This window comes from Kitasatospora sp. NPDC052896, from assembly GCF_044547075.1.
Classification (GTDB): Bacteria; Actinomycetota; Actinomycetes; order Streptomycetales; family Streptomycetaceae; genus Kitasatospora.
This window is the reverse complement of sequence record NZ_JBITZU010000028.1, coordinates 1-21,758: the sequence shown is the minus strand read 5'-3', so window position 1 is coordinate 21,758 and position 21,758 is coordinate 1. Positions and strand designations below refer to the sequence as shown.

At 72.5% G+C, this 21,758-nt stretch carries 21 protein-coding genes and 1 pseudogene; 9 read left to right on the top strand and 13 right to left on the bottom strand.

Annotated features, from left to right (window positions below):
- Positions 1-11: 11 nt before the first annotated feature.
- Together ACIGXM_RS32640 and ACIGXM_RS32635 are read right to left on the bottom strand one after the other, a co-directional pair.
- The gene (locus ACIGXM_RS32640) at positions 12-299 is read right to left on the bottom strand and encodes a hypothetical protein (RefSeq protein ID WP_396567327.1); all 288 of its coding nucleotides are present in this window, start codon (positions 297-299) and stop codon (positions 12-14) included.
- An 83-nt stretch (positions 300-382) separates the two neighbouring features.
- Complete coding sequence (locus ACIGXM_RS32635) at positions 383-1,078, bottom strand: FadR/GntR family transcriptional regulator (RefSeq protein ID WP_396567325.1); 696 nt, start codon at positions 1,076-1,078, stop codon at positions 383-385.
- 181 nt (positions 1,079-1,259) lie between these two features.
- Between ACIGXM_RS32635 and ACIGXM_RS32630 the strand changes: the two genes are divergently transcribed.
- Entirely contained in the window at positions 1,260-1,844 is a 585-nt protein-coding gene (locus ACIGXM_RS32630) for a gluconokinase (RefSeq protein WP_396567323.1), read from the top strand.
- Positions 1,841-3,229 carry a gluconate:H+ symporter gene (locus ACIGXM_RS32625; protein ID WP_396567321.1) on the top strand — a complete coding sequence of 463 codons (1,389 nt, stop codon included), beginning with the start codon at positions 1,841-1,843 and terminating at the stop codon, positions 3,227-3,229. Before ACIGXM_RS32630 ends, ACIGXM_RS32625 begins: the two co-directional genes overlap by 4 nt.
- A gap of 259 nt (positions 3,230-3,488) precedes the next feature.
- On the opposite strand, the gene ACIGXM_RS32620 is transcribed toward ACIGXM_RS32625, so the two are convergent.
- Both ACIGXM_RS32620 and ACIGXM_RS32615 read right to left on the bottom strand, forming a co-directional pair.
- Positions 3,489-3,815 carry a hypothetical protein gene (locus ACIGXM_RS32620; RefSeq protein WP_396567319.1) on the bottom strand — a complete coding sequence of 109 codons (327 nt, stop codon included), beginning with the start codon at positions 3,813-3,815 and terminating at the stop codon, positions 3,489-3,491.
- A gap of 23 nt (positions 3,816-3,838) precedes the next feature.
- A complete protein-coding gene (locus ACIGXM_RS32615) occupies positions 3,839-4,264 on the bottom strand; it encodes an ATP-binding protein (protein ID WP_396567317.1) in 426 nt (141 codons plus the stop codon).
- 212 nt (positions 4,265-4,476) lie between these two features.
- On the opposite strand from ACIGXM_RS32615, the gene ACIGXM_RS32610 reads away from it, so the two are divergent.
- From ACIGXM_RS32610 to ACIGXM_RS32600, 3 genes and pseudogenes are all read left to right on the top strand, one after another.
- The gene (locus tag ACIGXM_RS32610) at positions 4,477-5,238 is read left to right on the top strand and encodes a DUF5919 domain-containing protein (protein WP_396567315.1); all 762 of its coding nucleotides are present in this window, start codon (positions 4,477-4,479) and stop codon (positions 5,236-5,238) included.
- Positions 5,225-5,692 carry an NUDIX hydrolase gene (locus tag ACIGXM_RS32605; RefSeq protein ID WP_396567313.1) on the top strand — a complete coding sequence of 156 codons (468 nt, stop codon included), beginning with the start codon at positions 5,225-5,227 and terminating at the stop codon, positions 5,690-5,692. Before ACIGXM_RS32610 ends, ACIGXM_RS32605 begins: the two co-directional genes overlap by 14 nt.
- 80 nt (positions 5,693-5,772) lie before the next feature.
- Positions 5,773-6,066 (top strand): annotated as a pseudogene (locus ACIGXM_RS32600) (gluconate transporter); the annotation flags it as partial.
- A 95-nt stretch (positions 6,067-6,161) separates the two neighbouring features.
- Here the strand turns inward: ACIGXM_RS32600 and ACIGXM_RS32595 are convergent.
- The 7 genes from ACIGXM_RS32595 to mmuM all read right to left on the bottom strand — a co-directional run bounded on the left by ACIGXM_RS32595 (position 6,162) and on the right by mmuM (position 13,695).
- On the bottom strand, positions 6,162-6,683 hold the full coding sequence (locus ACIGXM_RS32595) for a YbhB/YbcL family Raf kinase inhibitor-like protein (RefSeq protein ID WP_396567311.1): 522 nt from the start codon (positions 6,681-6,683) through the stop codon (positions 6,162-6,164).
- 111 nt (positions 6,684-6,794) lie between these two features.
- Complete coding sequence (locus tag ACIGXM_RS32590; protein ID WP_396567309.1) at positions 6,795-7,256, bottom strand: DUF5990 family protein; 462 nt, start codon at positions 7,254-7,256, stop codon at positions 6,795-6,797.
- A 102-nt stretch (positions 7,257-7,358) separates the two neighbouring features.
- The gene (locus ACIGXM_RS32585) at positions 7,359-8,954 is read right to left on the bottom strand and encodes an FAD-dependent oxidoreductase (protein WP_396567307.1); all 1,596 of its coding nucleotides are present in this window, start codon (positions 8,952-8,954) and stop codon (positions 7,359-7,361) included.
- 126 nt (positions 8,955-9,080) lie between these two features.
- Positions 9,081-10,601 carry a glycerol kinase GlpK gene (gene glpK, locus ACIGXM_RS32580; protein ID WP_396567305.1) on the bottom strand — a complete coding sequence of 507 codons (1,521 nt, stop codon included), beginning with the start codon at positions 10,599-10,601 and terminating at the stop codon, positions 9,081-9,083.
- Between the two features lie 93 nt (positions 10,602-10,694).
- Positions 10,695-11,414: an MIP/aquaporin family protein gene (locus ACIGXM_RS32575; protein WP_396567303.1), complete on the bottom strand. Its 720-nt coding sequence runs from the start codon at positions 11,412-11,414 to the stop codon at positions 10,695-10,697.
- Between the two features lie 382 nt (positions 11,415-11,796).
- Entirely contained in the window at positions 11,797-12,561 is a 765-nt protein-coding gene (locus tag ACIGXM_RS32570) for an IclR family transcriptional regulator (RefSeq protein ID WP_396567301.1), read from the bottom strand.
- A 171-nt stretch (positions 12,562-12,732) separates the two neighbouring features.
- The gene (gene mmuM, locus ACIGXM_RS32565; RefSeq protein ID WP_396567437.1) at positions 12,733-13,695 is read right to left on the bottom strand and encodes a homocysteine S-methyltransferase; all 963 of its coding nucleotides are present in this window, start codon (positions 13,693-13,695) and stop codon (positions 12,733-12,735) included.
- A 170-nt stretch (positions 13,696-13,865) separates the two neighbouring features.
- On the opposite strand from mmuM, the gene ACIGXM_RS32560 reads away from it, so the two are divergent.
- The 4 genes from ACIGXM_RS32560 (at position 13,866) to ACIGXM_RS32545 (ending at position 18,993) form a co-directional block, all read left to right on the top strand.
- Positions 13,866-14,813 carry an NUDIX hydrolase gene (locus tag ACIGXM_RS32560; protein ID WP_396567299.1) on the top strand — a complete coding sequence of 316 codons (948 nt, stop codon included), beginning with the start codon at positions 13,866-13,868 and terminating at the stop codon, positions 14,811-14,813.
- A 50-nt stretch (positions 14,814-14,863) separates the two neighbouring features.
- Entirely contained in the window at positions 14,864-15,418 is a 555-nt protein-coding gene (locus tag ACIGXM_RS32555) for an NUDIX domain-containing protein (RefSeq protein WP_396567297.1), read from the top strand.
- A gap of 118 nt (positions 15,419-15,536) precedes the next feature.
- Complete coding sequence (locus ACIGXM_RS32550) at positions 15,537-16,745, top strand: M20 family metallopeptidase (RefSeq protein WP_396567295.1); 1,209 nt, start codon at positions 15,537-15,539, stop codon at positions 16,743-16,745.
- Positions 16,746-16,932: 187 nt separating this feature from the next.
- Complete coding sequence (locus tag ACIGXM_RS32545) at positions 16,933-18,993, top strand: acetoacetate--CoA ligase (protein WP_396567293.1); 2,061 nt, start codon at positions 16,933-16,935, stop codon at positions 18,991-18,993.
- A 57-nt stretch (positions 18,994-19,050) separates the two neighbouring features.
- Here ACIGXM_RS32545 and ptsP read toward each other — a convergent pair whose 3' ends face one another.
- Both ptsP and ACIGXM_RS32535 read right to left on the bottom strand, forming a co-directional pair.
- Positions 19,051-20,721, bottom strand: a complete 1,671-nt coding sequence (gene ptsP, locus ACIGXM_RS32540; protein ID WP_396567291.1) for a phosphoenolpyruvate--protein phosphotransferase — start codon at positions 20,719-20,721, stop codon at positions 19,051-19,053.
- Between the two features lie 114 nt (positions 20,722-20,835).
- Positions 20,836-21,285, bottom strand: a complete 450-nt coding sequence (locus ACIGXM_RS32535) for a PTS glucose transporter subunit IIA (protein WP_396567290.1) — start codon at positions 21,283-21,285, stop codon at positions 20,836-20,838.
- Between the last annotated feature and the right edge of the window lie 473 nt (positions 21,286-21,758).

The window sequence follows — 21,758 nt, the reverse complement described above, 5'->3', positions numbered from 1 at the left end:
CGGCCGGTCGCTCAGCGGCCCGACCAGGGGTCCCGGCTGCCCGCGACCGGCGAGTCACGCCCCGGGCCGCGGCGGCGCTGGGCCGCGATCTGGCGGCTGATCACGATCTCCAGCAGGCACCAGACGATGCCGAACACGCCCACTCCGGTGACCAGCAGGGCCGGGGTGAGCAGCCAGCTGTGCGCCAGCGAGGCCAGCGTCGCCACGGTCAGCGCGACCAGCACGAACGCGAGGAAGAGCCCGGTTCGCACGGCGGCCGCCCGCACCTCGTCCGGCATTCGTCGGCGTCCAGCGGACATCGGCCACTCCCCGCGCTGCTCCGAGGTGTCCTGCGCACCCCCGTCCCACTGACTGCCCGCCCCTCCCGCCGGCAAACGAGGCGTCAGCCGAGAGTGGCGTCCAGCTCCTCCAGCGCGCCGACCACGATGGTGCGCATCGCCCGCTCGGCCGTCTCGGCGTTGCCCGCGCAGATCGCCTCCGCCACCTCGCGGTGCAACTGCACGGCGTAGGGCCTGGGTTGGTGCGGCATCAGATCGTGCTCGGTGCGCCCGGTGAGCACCGCGCCCACGGTGTCGCCGAGGTGGGCGAACATCTCGTTGCCGGAGGCGCGCAGCACGGTCGCGTGGAAGGCGATGTCGTGGCGGAGGAACGCGGCCAGGTCGGCGGCCCGTGCGGTGACCGTCAACTCGACTGCCAGGGAAGTCAGTTCGCGACAGTGGTCGGGTGTGGCGAGCCGGGCGGCGAGCGCCGCGGCGGCCGGCTCGACGGCGACCCGCAGCGAGCCCAGCGAGCGCAGCTGGGCCGCCCGGTCGGTGCCGGCCAGTCGCCAGCGGATCACCAGTGGGTCGAAGACGTCCCAGCCGGACTTCGGTTGCACGGTGATCCCGACCCGTCGCTTCGAGGCCACCAGCCGCATCGACTCCAGGACCCGCACCGCCTCGCGGACCACCGTGCGGGAGACCCCGAACCGGGCCTCCAGCTCCTCGATCCGCAGCACCGCCCCCTCGGGGAGCTCGCCGGAAGCGATCGCCGGTCCGAGTTCGGCGAGCAGTCGGCCGGGCAGCCCCTGGATGTCCATCCGGCCAGCCTAGAGGGCGGCGCTCCACCAGGGCGGCCGGACCCGGCCATCCCGACCATATTGATATGACGATTTGATGTCGACCTCTTGAATAAGTCATACCTTTGCGTGCGATAGTGACGTCACGCAGGTCGCGCCCGCCCCGGACGCGCCCTGGCACGACCCTCCAGGAGCAGAACCCGTGGCTCTCAGCGCCGAGAACCAGCCGAACCAGCCGTCCGCCCCCGCCGCCAAGCCGCTGATCGTGGTGATGGGCGTGTCCGGGGCCGGTAAGACCACCGTCGCCCGGCTGCTCGCGGACCGCCTGGCCCTCCCGTTCGCGGAGGCCGACGACTTCCACCCGGCGGCCAACATCGCCAAGATGTCGGCCGGCATCCCGCTGGACGACGCGGACCGCGCCCCCTGGCTGCACACCCTCGGCGGGTGGCTGGCGGAGCGCGGTCGGGCCGGCACCGGCGGCGTGGTCACCTGCTCCGCCCTCAGGCGCCGCTACCGCGACACCCTGCGCGCGGCCTGCCCCACGGCGTTCTTCCTGCACCTGGACGGCAACCGCGGGCTGGTCGCCGACCGGCTGGCCGCCCGCACCGGCCACTTCATGCCGGCCTCGCTGCTCGCCTCCCAGTACGCGCTGCTGGAACCCCTCCAGCCGGACGAGCACGGCGCCGTGCTCGACGTCGGGAGCGAGCGCGAACCCAGGCCGGACCCCCACGAACTCGTCGAGAAGGCCGTCGCCCTGCTGCGGCCCGTCAATGGAGACCTCGCGTGACCCTCACCGCCCTGCTCGCCGCCCCACCGGCGCTGCCGCACACCAGGAGCGACGGGCAACTGCTGCTCGCGGCCGTGCTCAGCATCGGCGCGATCGTGCTGCTGATCACCCGGTTGAAGCTGCACCCCTTCCTCGCCCTGACGCTCGGCTCCGGGCTGCTCGCCGCGCTCGCCGGCGCCCCGTTCGACCAGCTGACCAGTAGCTTCTCCACCGGCTTCGGCGCCACCGTGACCAGCGTCGGCCTGCTGATCGGGCTCGGCGCGATGCTCGGGCGGCTGCTCGCCGACTCCGGCGGCGCGAACAGCATCGCGGACGCCGTGCTGGCCCGCTCCGGGCCGCGGTCGCTGCCCTGGTCGATGGCGCTGATCGCGGCACTGCTCGGGCTGCCGCTCTTCTTCGAGATCGGCGTGGTGCTGCTGGTGCCGATCGTGCTGCTGGTGGCCCGGCGCGGCAACCTGTCGCTGATCCGGGTCGGCGTCCCCGCGCTGGCCGGGCTCTCCGTGCTGCACGGCCTGGTCCCGCCGCACCCGGGCCCGCTGGTCGCGGTCGACGCGCTCAAGGCCGACCTGGGCATCACGCTGGCGCTCGGCCTGCTGGTCGCGGTGCCGACCCTGGTGATCGCCGGACCGCTCTTCGCCCGGGTGGCCGAGCGCTGGGTCGGCCCGCTGGAGCTTCCGGCGGCCCCCGCTCCGGCGCCCGCCGAGCAGCGTGAGCACACCCCCGCGTTCGGCGCGGTGCTCGCCACCATCCTGCTGCCGGTCGTGCTGATGCTCGGCAAGGCACTGACCGACGTGGTCGTCGACGACCCGAAGGCCACCCTCCAGCGGATCTTCGACTTCGCCGGCTCGCCGCTGATCGCGCTGCTCGCGGCCGTCCTGCTGGGGATGGTGACGCTCGGTCGGGCGGCCGGTTTCGGCAAGGCCGGGATATCCCGGACGGTCGAGCAGTCACTGGGCCCGATCGCCGGCATCGTCTTCATCGTCGGCGCGGGCGGCGGCTTCAAGCAGACCCTGGTCGACGTCGGGGTCGGCGACGCGGTCGGTCACTGGGCCGGCAGGCTGCACGTCTCGGCGCTGCTGCTCGGCTGGCTGATCGCGGTGCTGATCCGGCTCGCCACCGGCTCCGCCACGGTGGCCACCATCACCGCGGCCGGCATCGTCTCCCCGCTCGCGGCCGGGATGTCCAGTACCCACACCTCGCTGCTGGTGCTCGCGGTCGGTGCCGGCTCGCTCTTCTTCTCGCACGTCAACGACGCCGGCTTCTGGTTGGTCAAGGAGTACTTCGGGATGAGCGTGGGGCAGACCCTGAAGTCCTGGTCGGTGATGGAGACGGTGATCTCGGTGGTCGCCATCGCGCTGATCCTGCCGCTCGGCCTGATCGTCTGAGCCGGATCGTCCGAAACCTCGTCAGTCTTCCGGTCGACGACGGGATGATCGTGACGCCGATCCCCGCCCGTCCGGCCGGCCACGTCTCACCGATGCTCCGCCTGCAGCGAAGCGGGCCTGAAGGCCTGTTCGACCGCTTCGCCTCAGCACTTCACTTGTCGCCCCTCAGGGCGGTTGGGGGCCGGGCGCGCTCACCACAAGACGCCCGGGCCCAAGGACACGGCCGATCAGGGGGCAATGCCAACCGACCGTGGCCAGCTCATCGAGGATCAGGCGAGGTGGCCCGGCCGTCATGCGACGGCTGCACTTCCTTGCCAGCCCCCACGGCAGCGACTGCCGAGACCGGGCGCATCCGTAGCTCATGGGAGACGCCCCCGATCTGGAAGGGCATGACCCACTCCCCGAACCGCTCGAAGCTCTCAGCGGCAACGAGCTTGGCTTCCGGGCTCGTGAGCATGCACTCCAGCCACCGGCGCTCGATCTTGGTCAGCGAGAGCGGTTGCAGGGACTGCCATGCCGCCGCCAGTGCGTCCGCGATACGCGCGAACGTCGCAGGCTTCGTGATGTCCGGCACCTCTACCGTCACTGGACCGATTTCCGTCCGCACAGTCAGCACCCACTCCGAGCCGGGGGCACGACAGCCCAAACGATCTTGCCGACACCGGGCGTTCGTGGACAGCAACCCCACTGCTGCGACATCGACATGACCAGGTACAACCCCCGGCCGCCGACACCCAGCGTGCCGACCTCCCGCACGGCGGGCCGCACGCTGCTCGCGTCATGTACCTCGACCCGCAGGCAGTCGCCCGCCATCGCGAACTGCACCGCGATGAGACGCCCACGCGGCGTTCGCGCATGCAGAATCGCATTCGTCACAAGCTCGGACAGCACCAACTCACCGCTATCAAGCAGCCGTTCGCCATCCATCACCTCATCCAGGTACTCCCTGAGCAGACCCCGAGCCAGACCAACGGACTTCCGATGGCGCGGGAGCCAGCACGTATGCGTCGGTGGTGATTCAAGCGTTTCGGGCACGTCGAAGTCCCCTTGTGGCAGGCCATTGGGTGAAGATCTCGAACGCTCTCCAGGGGCAGCCGAGGCGGAAATCGCCGGGCGAGGAGCGACAGCTCTCGATCACACTCCGATGTTCCACCCCACGTCAGGGCGTTCCTACTGTGTTTGCGGGACGTTTGGGACACTTTGCCGTTATGGTTCGTCCCGTCCCTCACGGGCGTAGGAGGCGAACCATGAACCACGCTCTCCGGCGAGCGATGGCGAATGCCAAGATGACGGAGACAGAGCTCGCAGAGGCATGTGGCGTCGATGCCAAGACCGTCAGTCGCTGGATCGCTGATCCAACCCGCATTCCCCACGCCCGACATCGATGGGCGGCCTGCGAGGCATTAGGTGAGGAGGAAGCCGCCTTGTGGCCCACCGCCGTCCGCTCCGCACTCAAGACGGGACCTGATCGCGAGGTCCTCCAGGTCTTCCCATACCGCTCAGCCGCACCGGCCTCCCTCTGGCGCTCGCTGATCACCAAGGCGCAAAAGGAACTGACGTTCGCCGGTTACACCAACTACTTCCTGTGGTTGGAGCAGGCCAACCTGGCCGGCGCACTCCGCCGCAAGGCCCAATCCGGGTGCCGGGTACGGTTTCTGATCGGCGACCCGGACAGCCCCGTGACCAGAGCCCGCGAGGAGGAGGAAGGTGTGCCGCTCACGCTGTCCACCCGCATTGCAGTGACGGTAAGTGAGCTGCACCGACTTCGGGAGGTCGGAAACATCGAGGGCCGGTTCGAGACCGGTCACGTCAACCTATCGGTCTTCCGGTTCGACGATGAGATGATCGTGACGCCGATCCTCGCCCGGCGGGTCGGCCATGACTCACCGATGCTCCACCTGAGGCGCAGTCAGCCTGATGGCATGTTCGACCGCTTCGCCGATCACGTCGAGGAGCTGTGGAGCCGGGGACGCGACATCTGGGAGGTGGCCGAGCGTGGCCAGGCGTGACTACGAGAACGACCCGAATGCACCCGAGCCCAACAGTCTGGTTCCGGCCGCCTCGGTGGTCGTGGTGGACGAGACGGGCCGTGTCCTGCTGCACAGGCGGACCGACAACGGCATGTGGGCACTGCCCGGCGGCAAGATGGAGCTGGGCGAGTCGCTCGCAGGGTGCGGGATCAGGGAGACTCGCGAGGAGACCGGGATCGAGATCGAGATCACCGGGATCGTCGGCACCTACACGAACCCGAACCACGTCTTCGCGTACGACGACGGCGAGGTCCGCCAGGAGTTCTCCATCTGCCTGCTCGGACGAGCCATCAGCGGCACCCTCCGAACCTCGGACGAGTCCTTCGAAGTCGCCTGGTTCACCCCGAGCGACGTGGACGCGCTGCCCATGGTCGCCAGCATCCGTAAGCGGCTCGATGACTGGCGAAGCGGACGGATCCCCGTCATTCGGTAGCCGAAGCACACGGCTCAGAAGCTACGGATCGAGATCACCCAATCATCTCGGCAGGTCACAACAGGGTGTGCGAACAGCGAATGGCGGTGCTGATCCGGCTCGCCACCGGCTCCGCCACGGTGGCCACCATCACCGCCGCCGGTATCGTCTCTCCGCTCGCGGCCGGGATGTCCAGTACCCACACCGCGCTGTTGGTGCTCGCGGTCGGTGCCGGCTCGCTCTTCTTCTCGCACGTCAATGACGCCGGTTTCTGGTTGGTCAAGGAGTACTTCGGGATGAGCGTGGGGCAGACCCTGAAGTCCTGGTCGGTGATGGAGACGGTGATCTCGGTGGTGGCCATCGCGCTGATCCTGCCGCTCGGCCTGATCGTCTGAGCCGGTTCGTCCGGGCGGGTCCGTCCGAGACGGTCGGGACCGCCCGGCACAGCCCGGGCGGGCGCCGGTCCGCCCGGGCCGTGCCGTCCGCCGTGCTACCTGTTCTCGTACTCGGCGATGACGCCGCCCCGGCCCACCGCGAGGAACCCGAGGGTGCCGCCGATCGCCGCGGCCGAGGTGTCGGAGTCCAGCCCGAGCTTCTCCACGCTCAGCGCGTGCACGGTGAACACGTAGCGGTGCGGGCCGTGGCCGGCCGGCGGTGCGGCGCCGCCGAAGTTCTTGGTGCCGTAGTCGTTGCGCGCGTGGACCGCCCCGGTGGGCAGGCCGGGGAAGTCGCCGCTGCCGGCCCCGGTCGGCAGTTCGGTGGTGTCCGCGGGGAGGTCGAAGAGCACCCAGTGCCACCAGCCGCTGCCGGTCGGGGCGTCCGGGTCGAAGCAGGTCACGGCGAAGCTCTTGGTCTCCGGCGGGAACCCGCTCCAGCTCAGCTGCGGCGAGGTGTCCCCACCGGCCAGCACCTGTGCCTCGCCGAGGGTGCCGCCGTCCGGCACGTCGGTGCTGGTCACGGTGAACGGGGGCACGGGCCGCTGGAAGTCGTGCGGAAGAGGGGGCCTGGTCACGCTGGTGTCGCCTCCCGGGTCGGTGGAGCGTCGGCGGAACGTGGTCGCCCCGAGCCTAGACGTCCGGCCGGCGACCGTGCGTGACAGCCGGTCAGTGGCGCCGCCGTGGGCTCAGCCGGGTTCCGCCGCCGACCAGGTGATCAGCGGTGGCACCACCCGGGCACAGAGCGGATGCCCCTTCGCGTCGGTGAGCGCGAGCCGGCCGAGCAGCCGCCCGGACGCCACGGCCGCCGCCAGCACCGCCGGGTCGACCGCGCCCAGCAGCAGCTTGGCCCGGCGGAACATGCCGAACGCCCCGCCCTCGGCCAGCTCGCCCCAGGACAGGTAGACGAAGCGCTCACCCGGGCTCCCCTGGACGTACGGCCCGCGCAGCTCCACCCCGCCGAGGCCGGCCGCCACCGTGCAGGGCAGCGTCCAGCCGACCGCCGCCGCGTCCCCCGGCTGCGGGTCGAGCAGTTCGTCCCGCCGGTCCCGGCGCTGCACCGCGACATGGACGTTCCCGGCGCCCGGGAAGCCCGGCCCGGGCGCGCAGGAGCGGCCCGGCAGCCGGTGGCCCTCGATCCGAATCTCCATGCGGCGATTCTCCATCGGACCGCTGACAACGCCCGGGAACGCCGGTGGGCGGGACCCCGAAGAGGTCCCGCCCACCGGCGCGTCAGATCAGCCCTCGACCGTTCAGTCCTGCGCCCGCTTGGCCAGGAAGTCGGTGACCTGCTGCTGGATCTCCGGCGTGTTGAAGCCGCGCACCGTCATGGTGGTGCGGCGGCGCAGCACGTCGTCCGCGGTGTACGCCCACTCGTTGTCGGCGGCGAAGGCGACCTGCGCCCAGACGTCCGGGCCGTCCGGGTGGATCGGCTCGCCCAGCGACGGGTCCTCGGCGATCATCCGCGCGATGTCGAAGGAGAGCGTGCCGTAGTGGCTGGCCAGGTGCTTGGCGACCAGCGGCTCCATCCGCGAGCCGGGCTCACGGTCGATCAGCAGCCGGTGCGCGACGGCGTTCGGCGCGCCGATGCCGGGCAGCGGGACGGTGGCCGGGATGGGGTTGAGGTCGTCGCCGATCCCGGTGCCGCGGACGTGGGCCAGCTTCTCCAGCACGGTCCGGCCGATGTGCCGGTAGGTGGTCCACTTGCCGCCGGCCACCGAGAGCATCCCGCCCTTGCCCTCGGTCACCACGGTCTCGCGCTTGGCGGCGGCGGTGTCGCCGGGGCCGCCCGGCAGCACCCGCAGGCCGGCGAAGGAGTAGGTGATCAGGTCGCGGTCGAGGTGCTCGTCGCGGATCGCGTGGCCGGCCTCGTCCATGATCTGGTCGATGTCGGCGTCGGTGGCCCGGACGTCCTTCGGGTCGCCGGTGTACTCCTCGTCGGTGGTTCCGAGCAGGACGTGGTCCTCCCACGGGATGGCGAAGGAGACCCGGTACTTGTCGATCGGGATGGTCAGCGCGGCGCGCCAGGGGGTGCGGCGCTTGACGACCACGTGGGCGCCCTTGGAGAGGCGGATGCTCGGCGCGCAGCCGGCGTCCTCCATCGCGCGCAGGTGGTCCACCCACGGGCCGGTGGCGTTGAGCACCAGGCGGGCGTTGACGCCGAACTCGGTGCCGTCCAGCCGGTCCTTGAGCTCGGCACCGGTCACCCGGCCGGCGGTGAACCGCAGACCGGTCACCTCGGCGTGGTTGAGCACCACGGCGCCGGCGTCGACGGCCGCGCGGACGGTCATCACGGCGACCCGGGAGTCGTTCATCTGGTGGTCGCCGTAGACCGCGACCGAGCGCAGGCCCTCGGTGCGCAGCGCGGGCACCTGCTGCGCGGCGTGCGCGGCGGTGGAGACCCGGCCCATGCCGTCGCGGAAGGCGGAGAGCGCGGAGTAGAGGAAGACACCGGCGCCGAGCTTGGGGGCGCTGTGCGGGCCGCCCTTGTAGACCGGCACGAAGAAGGTCAGCGGGTTGACCAGGTGCGGGGCCACGTCGGTGGAGAGCGCGCGGCGCTCCTTGTGGTTCTCCGCGACCAGCTTGACCGCGCCGGTCTGCAGGTAGCGCAGACCGCCGTGGACCAGCTTGGAGGAGGCGCTGGAGGTGGCGCCCGCGAAGTCGCCCGCGTCCACCATGGCGACCTTGAGGCCGGCCTGGGAGGCGGTCCAGGCGACCGCGGTGCCGAGGATGCCGCCACCGATCACCAGCAGGTCGTAGGTCGCCTTGCCCAGCAGCTCACGGGTCTCGGCGCGGGAAGCGGTGCGGCCGGGGGTGCGCTCGGCGCCCAGGGTCGGGATGGTTGCCATGGTGTGTGTTCCGGGCCGCGGTGCGGGCGGCGCCGGTTCTCCTCTCGAATTGCGGTTCGGCCTCCGGGGAGGCCGGGGAAAACTCGTGAGCCGGCCGGGGCGTCATCGCCCCGGCCGGCGTACGGCTCAGCTCTCCTGGTCTTCCTCCTCGACCCAGCCCATGGTGCGCTCCACGGCCTTGAGCCACTTCTTGTACTCGCGCTCCCTGGTGGCCTCGTCCATGCGCGGGGTCCACTCGGCCGCGCGGTGCCAGTTGGCCCGCAGGGTGTCGAGGTCGTTCCAGAAGCCGACCGCGAGGCCGGCCGCGTAGGCGGCGCCGAGCGCGGTGGTCTCGGCCACGAACGGGCGCTCGACCGGGGCGTTCAGCACGTCCGCGATGTTCTGCATCAGCAGGTTGTTGGAGGTCATGCCGCCGTCGACCTTGAGGGCGGTGAGCTCGACGCCGGAGTCCTTCTCCATGGCGTCGACGACCTCGCGGGTCTGCCAGGCGGTGGCCTCCAGCACGGCGCGGGCCAGGTGGCCCTTGGTGACGTACCGGGTCAGGCCGGCGATCACGCCGCGGGCGTCGGAGCGCCAGTACGGGGCGAACAGGCCGGAGAAGGCCGGCACGAAGTAGGCGCCGCCGTTGTCCTCGACGGTGTTCGCCAGGGTCTCGATCTCGGCGGCCGTCGAGATGATGCCGAGCTGGTCGCGCAGCCACTGCACCAGCGAGCCGGTGACCGCGATCGAGCCCTCCAGGGCGTAGACCGGGGCCTGCTCGCCGATCCGGTAGCCGACCGTGGTCAGCAGGCCGTGGTACGAGTTGACGACCTTCTCGCCGGTGTTGAGCAGCAGGAAGGTGCCGGTGCCGTAGGTGGACTTGGCCTCGCCCTCGTCGAAGCAGGTCTGGCCGAACAGCGCGGCCTGCTGGTCGCCGAGCGCGGAGGCGACCGGGACGCCGGCCAGGTCGCCGACGGCCTCGCCGTAGACCTCGGCGGAGGAGCGGATCTCCGGCAGGACGGCCAGCGGCACGCCCATCGACTCGGCGATCTTGTCGTCCCAGGCCAGCGTGTGCAGGTTCATCAGCATGGTCCGGCTGGCGTTGGTCACGTCGGTGACGTGCTTGCCGCCGTTGACGCCGCCGGTCAGGTTCCAGATGACCCAGGTGTCCATGGTGCCGAAGAGGATGTCGCCGGCCTCGGCGCGCTCGCGCAGGCCCTCGACGTTGTCCAGCAGCCAGCGGATCTTCGGGCCGGCGAAGTAGCTGGCCAGCGGCAGGCCGGTCTCGCGGCGGAAGCGGTCCTGGCCGACGTTGCGGCCGAGCTCGCGGCAGAGCGCCTCGGTGCGGGTGTCCTGCCAGACCAGCGCGTTGTGCACGGGCTCGCCGGTGTTCCTGTCCCACAGCACGGTGGTCTCGCGCTGGTTGGTGATGCCGATCGCGCGGATGTCGTCCTTGGTCAGGCCGGCCTTCTCCAGCGCGCCGCGGACCACGGACTGCACCCGGGTCCAGATCTCGCTGGCGTCGTGCTCGACCCAGCCCGGCTGGGGGAAGATCTGCCGGTGCTCCTGCTGGTCGACGGAGACGATCCGGCCGTCGGCGCCGAAGATGATGCAGCGGCTGGAGGTGGTGCCCTGGTCGATCGCGGCGATGTAGTTGCCAGTGGTCATGCGAAGTCCTCGGCTCAGATGGGGGGAGGGGTCCGGTGCGTCTGACGCAGTCTCAGTCCCCGTGGGTGGGAGCGGGGCAAACCCCGGACGGGGTTAGAAGAGGCCCTTGTAGAGCAGACCGGAGAGCAGGCCGCCGATGATCGGGCCGGCCACCGGGATCCAGGCGTAGCTCCAGTCCGAGCTGCCCTTGTTGGGGATCGGCAGCAGCGAGTGGACGATGCGCGGGCCGAGGTCGCGGACCGGGTTGATCGCGTAGCCGGTCGGGCCGCCGAGCGAGAGGCCGATGCCGACCACGGTGAAGGCGGTGATCAGCACGCCGATGCCGGAGAGGCCGACGCCCTTGGTCAGGCCCTGGGTGAGGATGGCCATGCAGAGGACCATGGTGGCGATGATCTCGGTCAGCAGGTTCTGGATCGGGTTCCGGATCTCGGGCCCGGTCGCGAAGATGCCGAGGGTGGGCTCCTCGTTGGCCTGGAACTGGCCGAGGTAGGTCAGCCAGACCAGCACGGCGCCGATCATCGCACCGAGCAGCTGCGAGCCGAGGTACAGCGGCACCTTGCTCCAGTCACCGCTCTCGACGGCGAGAGCCAGGGTGACCGCCGGGTTGAGGTGGGCGCCGGACTTCGGGGCGACCATGTACGCGGCGATCATGACCGCGAAGCCCCAGCCGAAGGTGATCGCCACCCAGCCCGCGTTCTGGGCCTTGGACTTCTTGAGCGTGACGGCGGCGCACACGCCGCCACCGAGGAGTATCAGCGCGGCGGTGCCGAGCGTTTCGCCGACGAAGATGTCGCCGTTGGAGAAGGCGGACACAAAGACTCCTTTGTCCGTATGGCCGTTGCCTTGAGGGTGAGCCCGTGGCAGGCAGGTGGGGGGAGCACCACGGCGGGGGGACCGTGGCGGGTTCGGGCGTCCCGTCCCCGGGAAGCAGCCCAGCGGCCGGGCAGTCGAGCGGTCTCCGGCGGTTCGTACCTGGGTACGTTCCCTCCGGCCGCCGTTCGACAATGTCGAACCGCTAGGCGGAAGCTTTCCTGCTGGCAGCCCGCACGTCAAGGGACGGTTACCTCCCTGTGATCCACCCCTCCCCGGCCGGGTGGCGACAGTGCTGAAAAACGGACAAAACGTCGTGGGGCGGACAGTCTTGCTGCCCGCCCCACGACGTTTTGTCCAGGAGTGACCGGTCCGGTCGGCCGCCTCAGAACCGGCCGGCGCCGAGGTCCCGGGAGATCGCCCGGGCCGCGTTGCGCACCGAGGCGACCAGCTCCGAGCGGACGAAGCCGTCCTGGCAGACCCGCTCCACCGCGCCGTTGACGCAGACCGCGCCGACCGGGTTGCGGCGCCGGTCCTGGATCAGCGCGCCGATCGAGGCCACGCCCTCCCAGGTCTCCTCGATCGCGTCGGCCCAGCCGCGCTCGCGGATCAGCGCGCACTCGGCGTCGATGTCGTCCAGGCTGGTCAGCGTCCGGTTGGTGTACGCCTCCAGCGGCTGCTCGCCCAGCTCGCCGCGGGCCACCGGGTCGTAGGCCAGCAGCACCTTGCCCAGCGCCGTGCTGTGCAGCGGGTGCATGCTGCCGACCTCCAGCACCTGGCGGGTGTCGTCCGGCCGGAAGACGTGATGGACGATCAGGACGCCGCGCTGGTGCAGCACGCCGAGGTAGACCGTCTCGCCGCTGGCCCGGGCCAGGTCGTCCGCCCAGACCAGCGCGCGGGCCCGCAGCTCGTGCACGTCCAGGTAGCTCTGGCCCAGCCGTAGCAGCTCGGCGCCCAGCTGGTACTTGCCGCTCTCCGGGTCCTGCTCGACGAAGCCCTCCTGCTGCAGCGTGCGCAGGATGCCGTGCGCGGTGCCCTTGGCCAGGTCGAGCGAGGTGGCGACCTCGGAGAGGCCCAGCCGGCGCTCGCCGCCGGCCAACAGCCGCATGATCGCGGCGGCCCGGGAGAGCGACTGGATCGGGCCGGGCATGGGGGACCTCCACTGATCGACGGCCGACAATGTCGCACAGGTTGTGATGATGTCGGCTACGGGGGCATCATGCCGAGTCTGCCAGGCGATCCCCCGGCCGCGCACGTCGCCCACCGTTTCTCGGCCGTTTCGCCGCTCGTCAGCTGCCGTGTGGGCAACCCGGGGTTGACGTCAGACCGGCCGGCCCAACACCGCCGCCAGGGCCCGGATCCGGTCCGGCCCCACCCGGCAGCAGCCGCCCACCAGCCGTGCGCCGTCCGCGACCCAGCCGCCGGCCGACGCGGCCGGCCCGACCGGCGTGCCCCGCCAGTCGCGGGTGGCCGGATCCCACTCCTCGCCGCAGTTCGGGTAGGCCACCACGGGCTTCCCGGTCACCCGGGCGGCGATCCGGACCGCCTCGGCGACGTCCCGCGGCGCGCAACAGTTCACCCCGACCGCGAGCACCTCGGGCGCGTCGGCGGCCGGCCCGAACGCCTCCGCCAGCGGCTGGCCGGCCCGGGTCCGGTCGCCGGCGACGGTGTACGACAGCCAGACCGGCACCCCGAGTCCGCGCACCACCCGCAGCAGCGCCACCGCCTCGTCGGCGTCCGGCACGGTCTCCAGGGCGAGCACGTCCGGGCCGGCCGCCAGCACGGCCTCCACCCGCGGCCCGTGGAACCGCTCCAGTTCGCCGATGCCGAGGCCGTACCGGCCGCGGTACTCGGAGCCGTCGGCCAGCACGGCCCCGTACGGTCCGATCGAGGCGGCCACCCAACGCCGCCGCCGCTCGGCGCTCCCCTCGTGGCCCGCTTCGTGGCCCTCTTCGTGGCCCTCTTCGTCGGCCACGGCCTCGCGGGCCAGCTCCACGCTCAGCCGCAGCAGCCGTTCCGCCCCCGCCCGGCCGATGCCGCGGCGGGCGAACCCCTCGAAGCTCGCCTGGTAGCCGGCCGTGGTCACCACCTCGGCGCCCGCCCGCAGATACGCGCGGTGCGCCGCCACCAGCGCCCCGGGGGCGTCGACCAGCAGCCGGGCCGACCACAGCTCGTCGGTCAGCTGGTGCCCGGCGGCGGCCAGCTGGTTGGACAGCCCGCCGTCCAGCACCAGCGGCCCGGCCGCCAGCGCCTGGGCGAACCCGCCCGCCCCGGTCGTGGTCACCACGCCACCTTCCTCTCCTCCCCTCCCATCCCCTCCCATTCTCCGTACTGCGCCGAACGGGTGAGGCCCGGAAAAGGGCTTGGCCCGCTCGCGCGGTTGGGCTACGTTGTTCTCAGGCCGAGAACAACCAGTCGGGGTGTTCGGGCCGGGCAGGAGAGGGGAGAGGTGCCATGGCCACCGAGCAGCAGCCGGCCGCCGTGTCCGCCGAGCGCCCGGGGGAGAGCGAGTTCCTCGCCGCCTACGATCCGCGTGCCTACGCCCCCGTCGCCGTGACGGTCGACGTGGTGGCCCTGACCCTCCGCCAGTCCGCCCTGCACGTCCTGCTGGTCGAGCGCGGCGGCCCGCCCTACCAGGGGTGTTGGGCGCTGCCCGGTGGTTTCCTGCGGGCCGGCCAGGAGGGCCTGGAGGCCGCCGCCGCCCGCGAGCTGGCCGAGGAGACCGGCCTGACGGCCGCCGAGGCCGACCCGGGCGAGCTGCTCGACCGGATCCATCTGGAGCAGCTCGGTACCTATGGCGCCCCCGACCGCGACCCGCGGATGCACGTGGTCTCGGTCGCCTACCTCGCCTTCGCCCCCGACCTCCCGGATCCGCGGGCCGGCAGCGACGCCTCCGCGGCCGCCTGGCACCCGGTCACCGCCCTGTCGCTCCCCAGCCCCACCGCCCGGCCGCACACCCAGCCCTCGGCCGACTCGGCCGCGGCGTCCGCGGTCACCGACTCCACCCTCCGCGCCGGGGACCACGGGGGTGCCCCCGGCGCGGCGGGTGGAGTCGGTGGCCCACCCCTCCAACTCGCCTTCGACCACGCGCGGATCCTCGCCGACGCGCTGGACCGTGCCCGCGCCAAGCTGGAGTACAGCCCGCTGGCCACCGCCTTCCTCCGCCACGACTTCACCATCCCCGAGCTGCGCGCCGTCTACGAGGCGGTCTGGGGCGAGAAGTTGCACGCCGGCAACTTCCACCGCAAGGTGCTCTCCGTCCCCGGCTTCGTCGAGAGCACCGGTACGACCACCGAGCGCGGCGGTAGCAAGGGCGGCCCGCGCGCTCGCAACTACCGCACCGGCGACGCCCGGTTGCTCCACCCCGCCCTGCTCCGCCCGATCCGGGAGGAGGGCGAGTGATCCCCACCGGCGTCGCGCCCGCCACCGGCCCGGCCGCTAGCATCCCGTCCATGACCACACGCGAGGCCGATCGTCCCGCCGGGTTCGGCCCCGGCGCGCACTGCCACTGGTGCGGCACCGCCTACCCGGCCGGGACGGTGGCCTGGCCGCGGACCTGCCCGGGCTGCGGGGAGATCAGCTACCGCAACCCGCTGCCCGTGACGGTCGCCCTGCTTCCGGTCAACCGGCCCGACGGCGGCCGCAGTCTGGTCGTGATCCGCCGCACCATCGAGCCCGGCAACGGCGAACTCGCCCTCCCCGGCGGCTACGTCGACTACGGCGAGAGCTGGCAGCAGGCCGTGGTGCGCGAACTGCGCGAGGAGACCGGCATCCTGGCCGATGCCGCCGAGGTCACCCTGGTCGGTACCGACTCCGACACCACCGGCGGCTTCCTCTGTCTCTTCGGCCTGCTGCCCGCCCAGGACCTCGCGGACCTCCCGCCCTCGAAGCCGACCGACGAGACCGAGGGCTGGCAGCTGATCGACCTCCCCACCCCGCTCGCCTTCGCCTTCCACACCCGCATCGCCGAGGCCTGGTTCCACGACCGCCTCCCCCGCCTGGCCTGACGCTTCCGCCACCCCTCCAACTCGGCGATCTCGCCCTGTTTCGCGCAGCACCGGCTCCCGATCCGCCCGGAGCCGCCAGCATGGCCGCAGGACACCATCCCGAGGAGGCCCACCGCCCATGCCCACCCCGCTGCCCACCCTGCGCGAGTCCGCCGCCCTGCTCCAGCCCGAACTGGCCATCCTGCGCCGCGAGTTGCACCAGCAGCCCGAGATCGGCCTGGACCTCCCGCTGACCCAGGCGAAGGTCCTGGCCGCGCTCGACGGGCTGCCGTACCGACTGACCCTCGGCAAGGCCCTCAGCTCGGTGACCGCCGTGCTCCGCGGCGACCGCCCGGGGTCCACGGTGCTGCTCCGCGCCGACCTGGACGCCCTCCCCGTCCAGGAGGCCACCGGCCTGCCGTACTCCTCCCAGCGGCCCGGTGTGATGCACGCCTGCGGCCACGACCTGCACACCGCGGCCCTGGTCGGCGCCGCGCGGCTGCTCGCCGAGCGCCGCGCCGAACTGCCCGGCAGCGTCGTCCTGATGTTCCAACCCGGCGAGGAGGGCGATGGCGGTGCCCAACTGATGCTGGACGAGGGCGTGTTGACCGCATCCGGTGAACTCCCGGTCGCGGCCTACGCGTTGCACGTCTCCGCGGCCCAGCTGCCGAACGGCTGGGTGGCCACCCGCCCCGGCCCGATCATGGCCGCCGCCGACCGGCTGACGGTGACCATGCGCGGCCGCGGTGGCCACGGCTCCAGCCCGCATCTCGCGCTCGACCCGATCCCCGCCGCCTGCGAGGCCGTCACGGCCCTGCAGACCATGGTCACCCGGCGGTTCGACGCCTTCGACCCGGTGGTGATCACGGTCGGCAGCTTCCACGCCGGCACCGCCAGCAACGTGATCCCGGACGAGGCCGTCTTCGAGGCGACGATCCGCTCCTTCTCCTCCGAGGCCCGTGCCCGGGTGCTCGCCGAGGCGCCGCGCCTGGTGCGCGGGGTGGGCGAGGCCCACGGCCTCACCGTGGACGCGGTGATCGACGAGGGCTACCCGGTCACCGTGAACGACCCCGCCGAGGCCGCCTTCGCCGCCGACACCGCCCGTCGACTCCTGGGCGCCGAACGCTTCGTGGAGATGCCCCGGCCGATCGCCGGCTCCGAGGACTTCGCGGTGATCGGCGAGCTGGTCCCCTCCGCCTACCTGATGGTGGGAGCCTGCCCCACCGACCGGGACCCGTTCACCGCCCCCTACAACCACGCACCGGAGGCGGCCTACGACGACTCCGTGCTCGCCGACGCGGCCGCCCTGCTCGCCGCCCTCGCCCTCGACCGCCTGACCCGCGGCTGACCACACCCAGCCCGCTCGCCGGCACCCACCCGATCAGGACGGGTGGGTGCGCACGGGCCCGTTCCCTGCCACCCCTGGCGCACCCGACGATCACATGGCAGGGTCTTGCAGCGTCAGCACGCACCGGACGGGCCGCCGCGCCACCCGCGACGCCCCCGCCCCATCCTTCGGCCGGGAGACCACTACCGTGAGCACTCCACCCCAGGACCACCCCGACGCACCGCTCTGGCGCCCGGACCCCGCCAAGGCGGCCGCCACCCGGCTCGTCGCCTTCCAGACCTGGGCCGCCGAGCACCACGGCGCGCCGGCCGCCCCGCTCGCCCCGGCCCCCGACGACGCCACCGCCGCCGCCCGCTACGCCGCCCTGCACGCCTGGTCCACCGCGGACCTCGACCGTTTCTGGACGGCCGTCACCAGCTGGTTCGACGTCCGCTTCAGCACCCCGCCGAGCGCCGTCCTCACCGGGCCCGAGGGCGCCCCCGCGATGCCCGGCACCCGCTGGTTCCCCGGCGCGCACCTCAACTACGCCGAGCACGCGCTGCGCTTCGGCACCGACCCCGCGCACGCCGACCGCCCCGCGATCGTCCACCTGGACGAGGCGACGGTCGAGGCCGGCACCGCCCACCCCGCCACCCTCAGCTGGGCCGAGCTGCGCCGCCAGGTCGGCTCGCTCGCCGCCGCCCTGCGCGCCCAGGGCGTCGGTCCGGGCGACCGGGTCGGCGCCTACCTCCCCAACATCCCGCAGGCCATCGTCGCCCTGCTCGCCACCGCCTCGATCGGCGCGATCTGGACCTCCTGCGCCCCCGACTTCGGCGCCCGCAGCGTGCTCGACCGCCTCCAGCAGATCGAGCCGGTGGTCCTCTTCGCCGTCGACGGCTACCGCTACGGCGGCAAGGACCACGGCCGCACCGACGTGGTCGCCGAACTGCGCCGCGAACTCCCCACGCTGCGCGCGGTGGTCCACGTCCCGCTGCTCGGCTCGCCCGCCCCGGCCGGCGCCCTGCACTGGGACGACCTCACCGCGGCCGACACCGAGCCGGTCTTCGAGCAGGTCCCGTTCGACCACCCGCTCTGGGTGCTCTACTCCTCCGGCACGACCGGCCTGCCCAAGGCCATCGTGCAGAGCCAGGGCGGCATCCTGGTCGAGCACCTCAAGCAGGCCGGCCTGCACCTGGACCTCGGCCCCGAGGACCGCTTCCTCTGGTACACCTCCACCGGCTGGATGATGTGGAACTTCCTGGTGGCCGGCCTGCTGGTGGGCGCCACCGTGGTCACCTACGACGGCAGCCCGGGCCACCCCGACACCGGCGCGCTGTGGACCGTCGCCGCCCGCAGCCGCGCCACCGTGCTCGGCACCTCCGCCGCCTACGTGATCGCCAGCCGCAAGGCTGAGCTGCACCCCGCCCGCGACCTCGACCTGAGCGCGGTCCGGGCGATCGGCACCACCGGTTCACCGCTCCCGCCCGACGGCTTCCGCTGGATCTACGACGAGGTCAAGCCGGACGTCTGGCTGGCCTCGGTCAGCGGCGGCACCGACGTCTGCAGCTGCTTCGTCGGCGGTGTCCCCACCCTCCCGGTCCACCTCGGCGAGATCCAGGCCCCCTGCCTGGGCGCCGCCGTCGAGTCCTGGGACACCCAGGGCCACCCGCGGATCGACGCGGTCGGCGAGCTGGTCGTCACCGAGCCACTGCCCTCGATGCCCATCGGCTTCTGGAACGACCCCGACGGCAGCCGCTACCGCGACAGCTACTTCGACATGTTCCCCGGCGTCTGGCGCCACGGCGACTGGATCACCGTCACCGCCCGCGGCACCGTGGTGATCCACGGCCGCTCCGACTCCACCCTGAACCGCCAGGGCGTTCGGATGGGCTCCTCCGACATCTACGAGGTCGTCGAGCGCCTCCCGGAGATCACCGAGTCCCTGGTGATCGGCCTGGAGGAGCCGGGCGGTGGCTACTGGATGCCGCTCTTCGTGGTCCTCGCCCCCGGTGCCAGCCTGGACGAGGCCCTGCGCGCCCGGATCCGCGGCGCCCTGCGCGAGCAGCTCTCCCCGCGCCACGTCCCGGACGAGGTGGTGGCGGTCACCGGCCTGCCGCACACCCTCACCGGCAAGCGGATCGAGGTCCCGGTCAAGCGCCTGCTCGCCGGCACCCCGCTCGACCAGGCCGTCAACCCGGGCTCCGTCGACAACCTCGACCACCTGCGGTTCTTCGAGCAGCTCGGCCGCGACCGCCGGGCCGCCCGGTAGCCACGGGAACGCCGAAGGGCGCCCCCGTCCACCGACGGGGGCGCCCTTCGCCTCCACTCACTCCCCGGAGAGCACCTGCTGCGCCGCGGCCCGCGCCTCCTCGGCGGAGTCCGTCGCCCGAGCCGCCGCGGCCGCCCGCTGGCACTGCGCCAGCGTGAACTTCGCCAGCGAGGCCCGCACGTACGGGATCGAGGCCGCGCCCATGGAGAGGCTGGTGACCCCGAGGCCGGTCAGCACGCAGGCCAGCAGCGGGTCGGCGGCCGCCTCGCCACACACCCCGCAGCTCTTGCCGGTGGCCTGCGCCGCCTCGGCGGCGGCCGCGATCAGGTCCAGCAGCGCCGGCTGCCAGGGGTCCTGCAGCCGGGCCAGCGAACCGACCTGGCGGTCCGCGGCGAAGGTGTACTGGGCCAGGTCGTTGGTTCCCAGCGAAAGGAACTCGACCTCCCGCAGGATCGCCCGGGCCCGCAGCGCGGCCGACGGGATCTCCACCATCGCGCCGTACTTCGCCCGCAACCCGGCCTTCCGGCAGGCCTCAGCGAAGGCCTTGGCGTCCACCCGGTCGGCCACCATCGGGGCCATCACCTCGAGGTGCACCGGAAGCCCCTCAGCCGCCCGGGCCAGCGCCCGCAGCTGGGTGTCCAGCACCTCGGGGTGCTCCAGCAGGGTCCGCAGACCGCGCACGCCGAGCGCCGGGTTCGGCTCGTCGGCCGGGGTCAGGAACTCCAGCGGCTTGTCCGCGCCGGCATCCAGAGCCCGCACCACCACGCGTCCCTCGGGGAACGCCTCCAGCACCTTGCGGTACGCCTCGATCTGCTGCTCCTCACCCGGCGCCCGCTTGGAGTCGTCGAGGAAGAGGAACTCGGTGCGGAACAGCCCGACGCCCTCGGCCCCGGCCGCCAGCGCGGCCGGCACGTCGCCGGGACCGCCGACGTTGGCGAGCAGCGGCACCCGGTGCCCGTCCGAGGTGGCACCCGGACCGGACGAGGCGGCCAGTGCGGCCCTCCGCTCGGCGGCGACCCGCCGGAGCTCGGCCTGGGTCTGCTCGTTCGGGTCGACCAGCACCTCACCCGTGCTGCCGTCGACCGCCACCACGACGCCCTCGGCCAGCCCGGTCGCCCCCGGCAGCGCGACCACGGCCGGCACGCCCATCGCCCGGGCCAGGATGGCGCTGTGGCTGGTCGGTCCGCCCTCCTCGGTGACGAAGCCGAGCACCAGCGTGGGGTCCAGCAGCGCGGTGTCGGCCGGCGCCAGGTCCCGCGCGAACAGCACGTACGGCTCGTCGCTGTCCGGCACGCCCGGCATCGGCACGCCCAGCAAGCGGGCCACGATCCGGTTGCGCACGTCGTCCAGGTCGGCCACCCGGCCGGCCAGGTACTCACCGGCCGAGGCCAGCAGTGCCCGGTAGGCGGCGAACGCGTCGTAGACGGCCCGCTCGGCGCTGCTGCCCACGGCGATCCGGCGCTCCACGTCCGCCATCAGCTCGGGGTCCTGCGCCATCAGCGCCTGGGCCTCCAGCACGTGCTGCGCCTCGCCGCCGGCCAGGTTGCCGCGGGCGATCAGGTCGGCGGCCACCGCGTCGACGGCCTGCCGGGCCCGGGCCTGCTCGCGCGGCGCGTCCTCGGCAGGGGTCTGGGTGGCCGGCGGCTCCAGCACGGCGGTCCCCATGTGCCGCACCTGGCCGATCGCGACCCCGTGGCTGACGCCCACGCCGCGCAGCGTGTTCTCCATGTCCTTCAATTCCTTTCACTGCGTCCGTGGGCGGCCGCGGGGCGGCCCGGGCGTGCGGAGCCGTCCCACCGGAGCACGGGGGACGGCTCGCTGTCCGCGTTTCCGCGGGGCGGCTCACTGCCAGGAGAAGAGCGCGTCGCCGCTGGCCACCTCGCCGGCCTCGACGACGCCGCCGAGCGCGTCCGTGGTGGCCTCCAGCGCGACGATCGGCGAGATCGGGGACTTGCCGGCGGCCTCGACCGCGGCCGGGTTCCACCGGACCACCGCCTGCCCGCGCTTGACCTCGTCCCCCTTCTTCACCAGCAGCTCGAAGCCCTCGCCGTTGAGCTGCACGGTGTCGATCCCGAGGTGGGTCAGCACGCCGTGCCCCTCCTCGTCGACCACCACGAACGCGTGCGGGTGCATGGAGACGACCAGGCCGTCCACCGGCGCGACCGCCACGGTGGGCTCGCGGACCGGGTCGATGGCGGTGCCGGGGCCGACCATCGCGCCGGAGAAGACGGGGTCGGGCACGGCGGCGAGCCCGATGGCGCGGCCGGTGAGCGGCGACGTCACAGTGGTCATGGTGGAGCCTCCCAGGTGCGGAGCACAGCGAGCAGCCGCAGACAGCGGCGGGATGGAGTCGACAGAAGCCTAAATCATGACAACTACGGACATCTTGTGACAGAAAGGCGAGGCATCCGTCGGTCGGTCACGCCCCTCGGATCCCAAGTGGTCTAGTCCTCTTGGTTGACGCGCCGCACTCTACGGCATACGGGTGATTCGGACGATCGCCCCCGGCGTGCCGGATGCACCGTTCCCCTCGGACGCCTGGTCGAGGCCGCACCATCCTCGATTAGGCGGACCGGCCGGAACCGGCTATGGTTGCTCGAGTCGCCGCGAGGCGATGGTGAACCCAGCACAACGACCCGATGAAGTTCCGGTGAAACCGAAACGAAATCTGTCTGATAAGCTGAATGCAGAACGAACGAAACGCCCGGAGGGCCTGCGAGAGCGGCCTGAAGGAAGTGTCCGTTCCTTGAGAACTCAACAGCGTG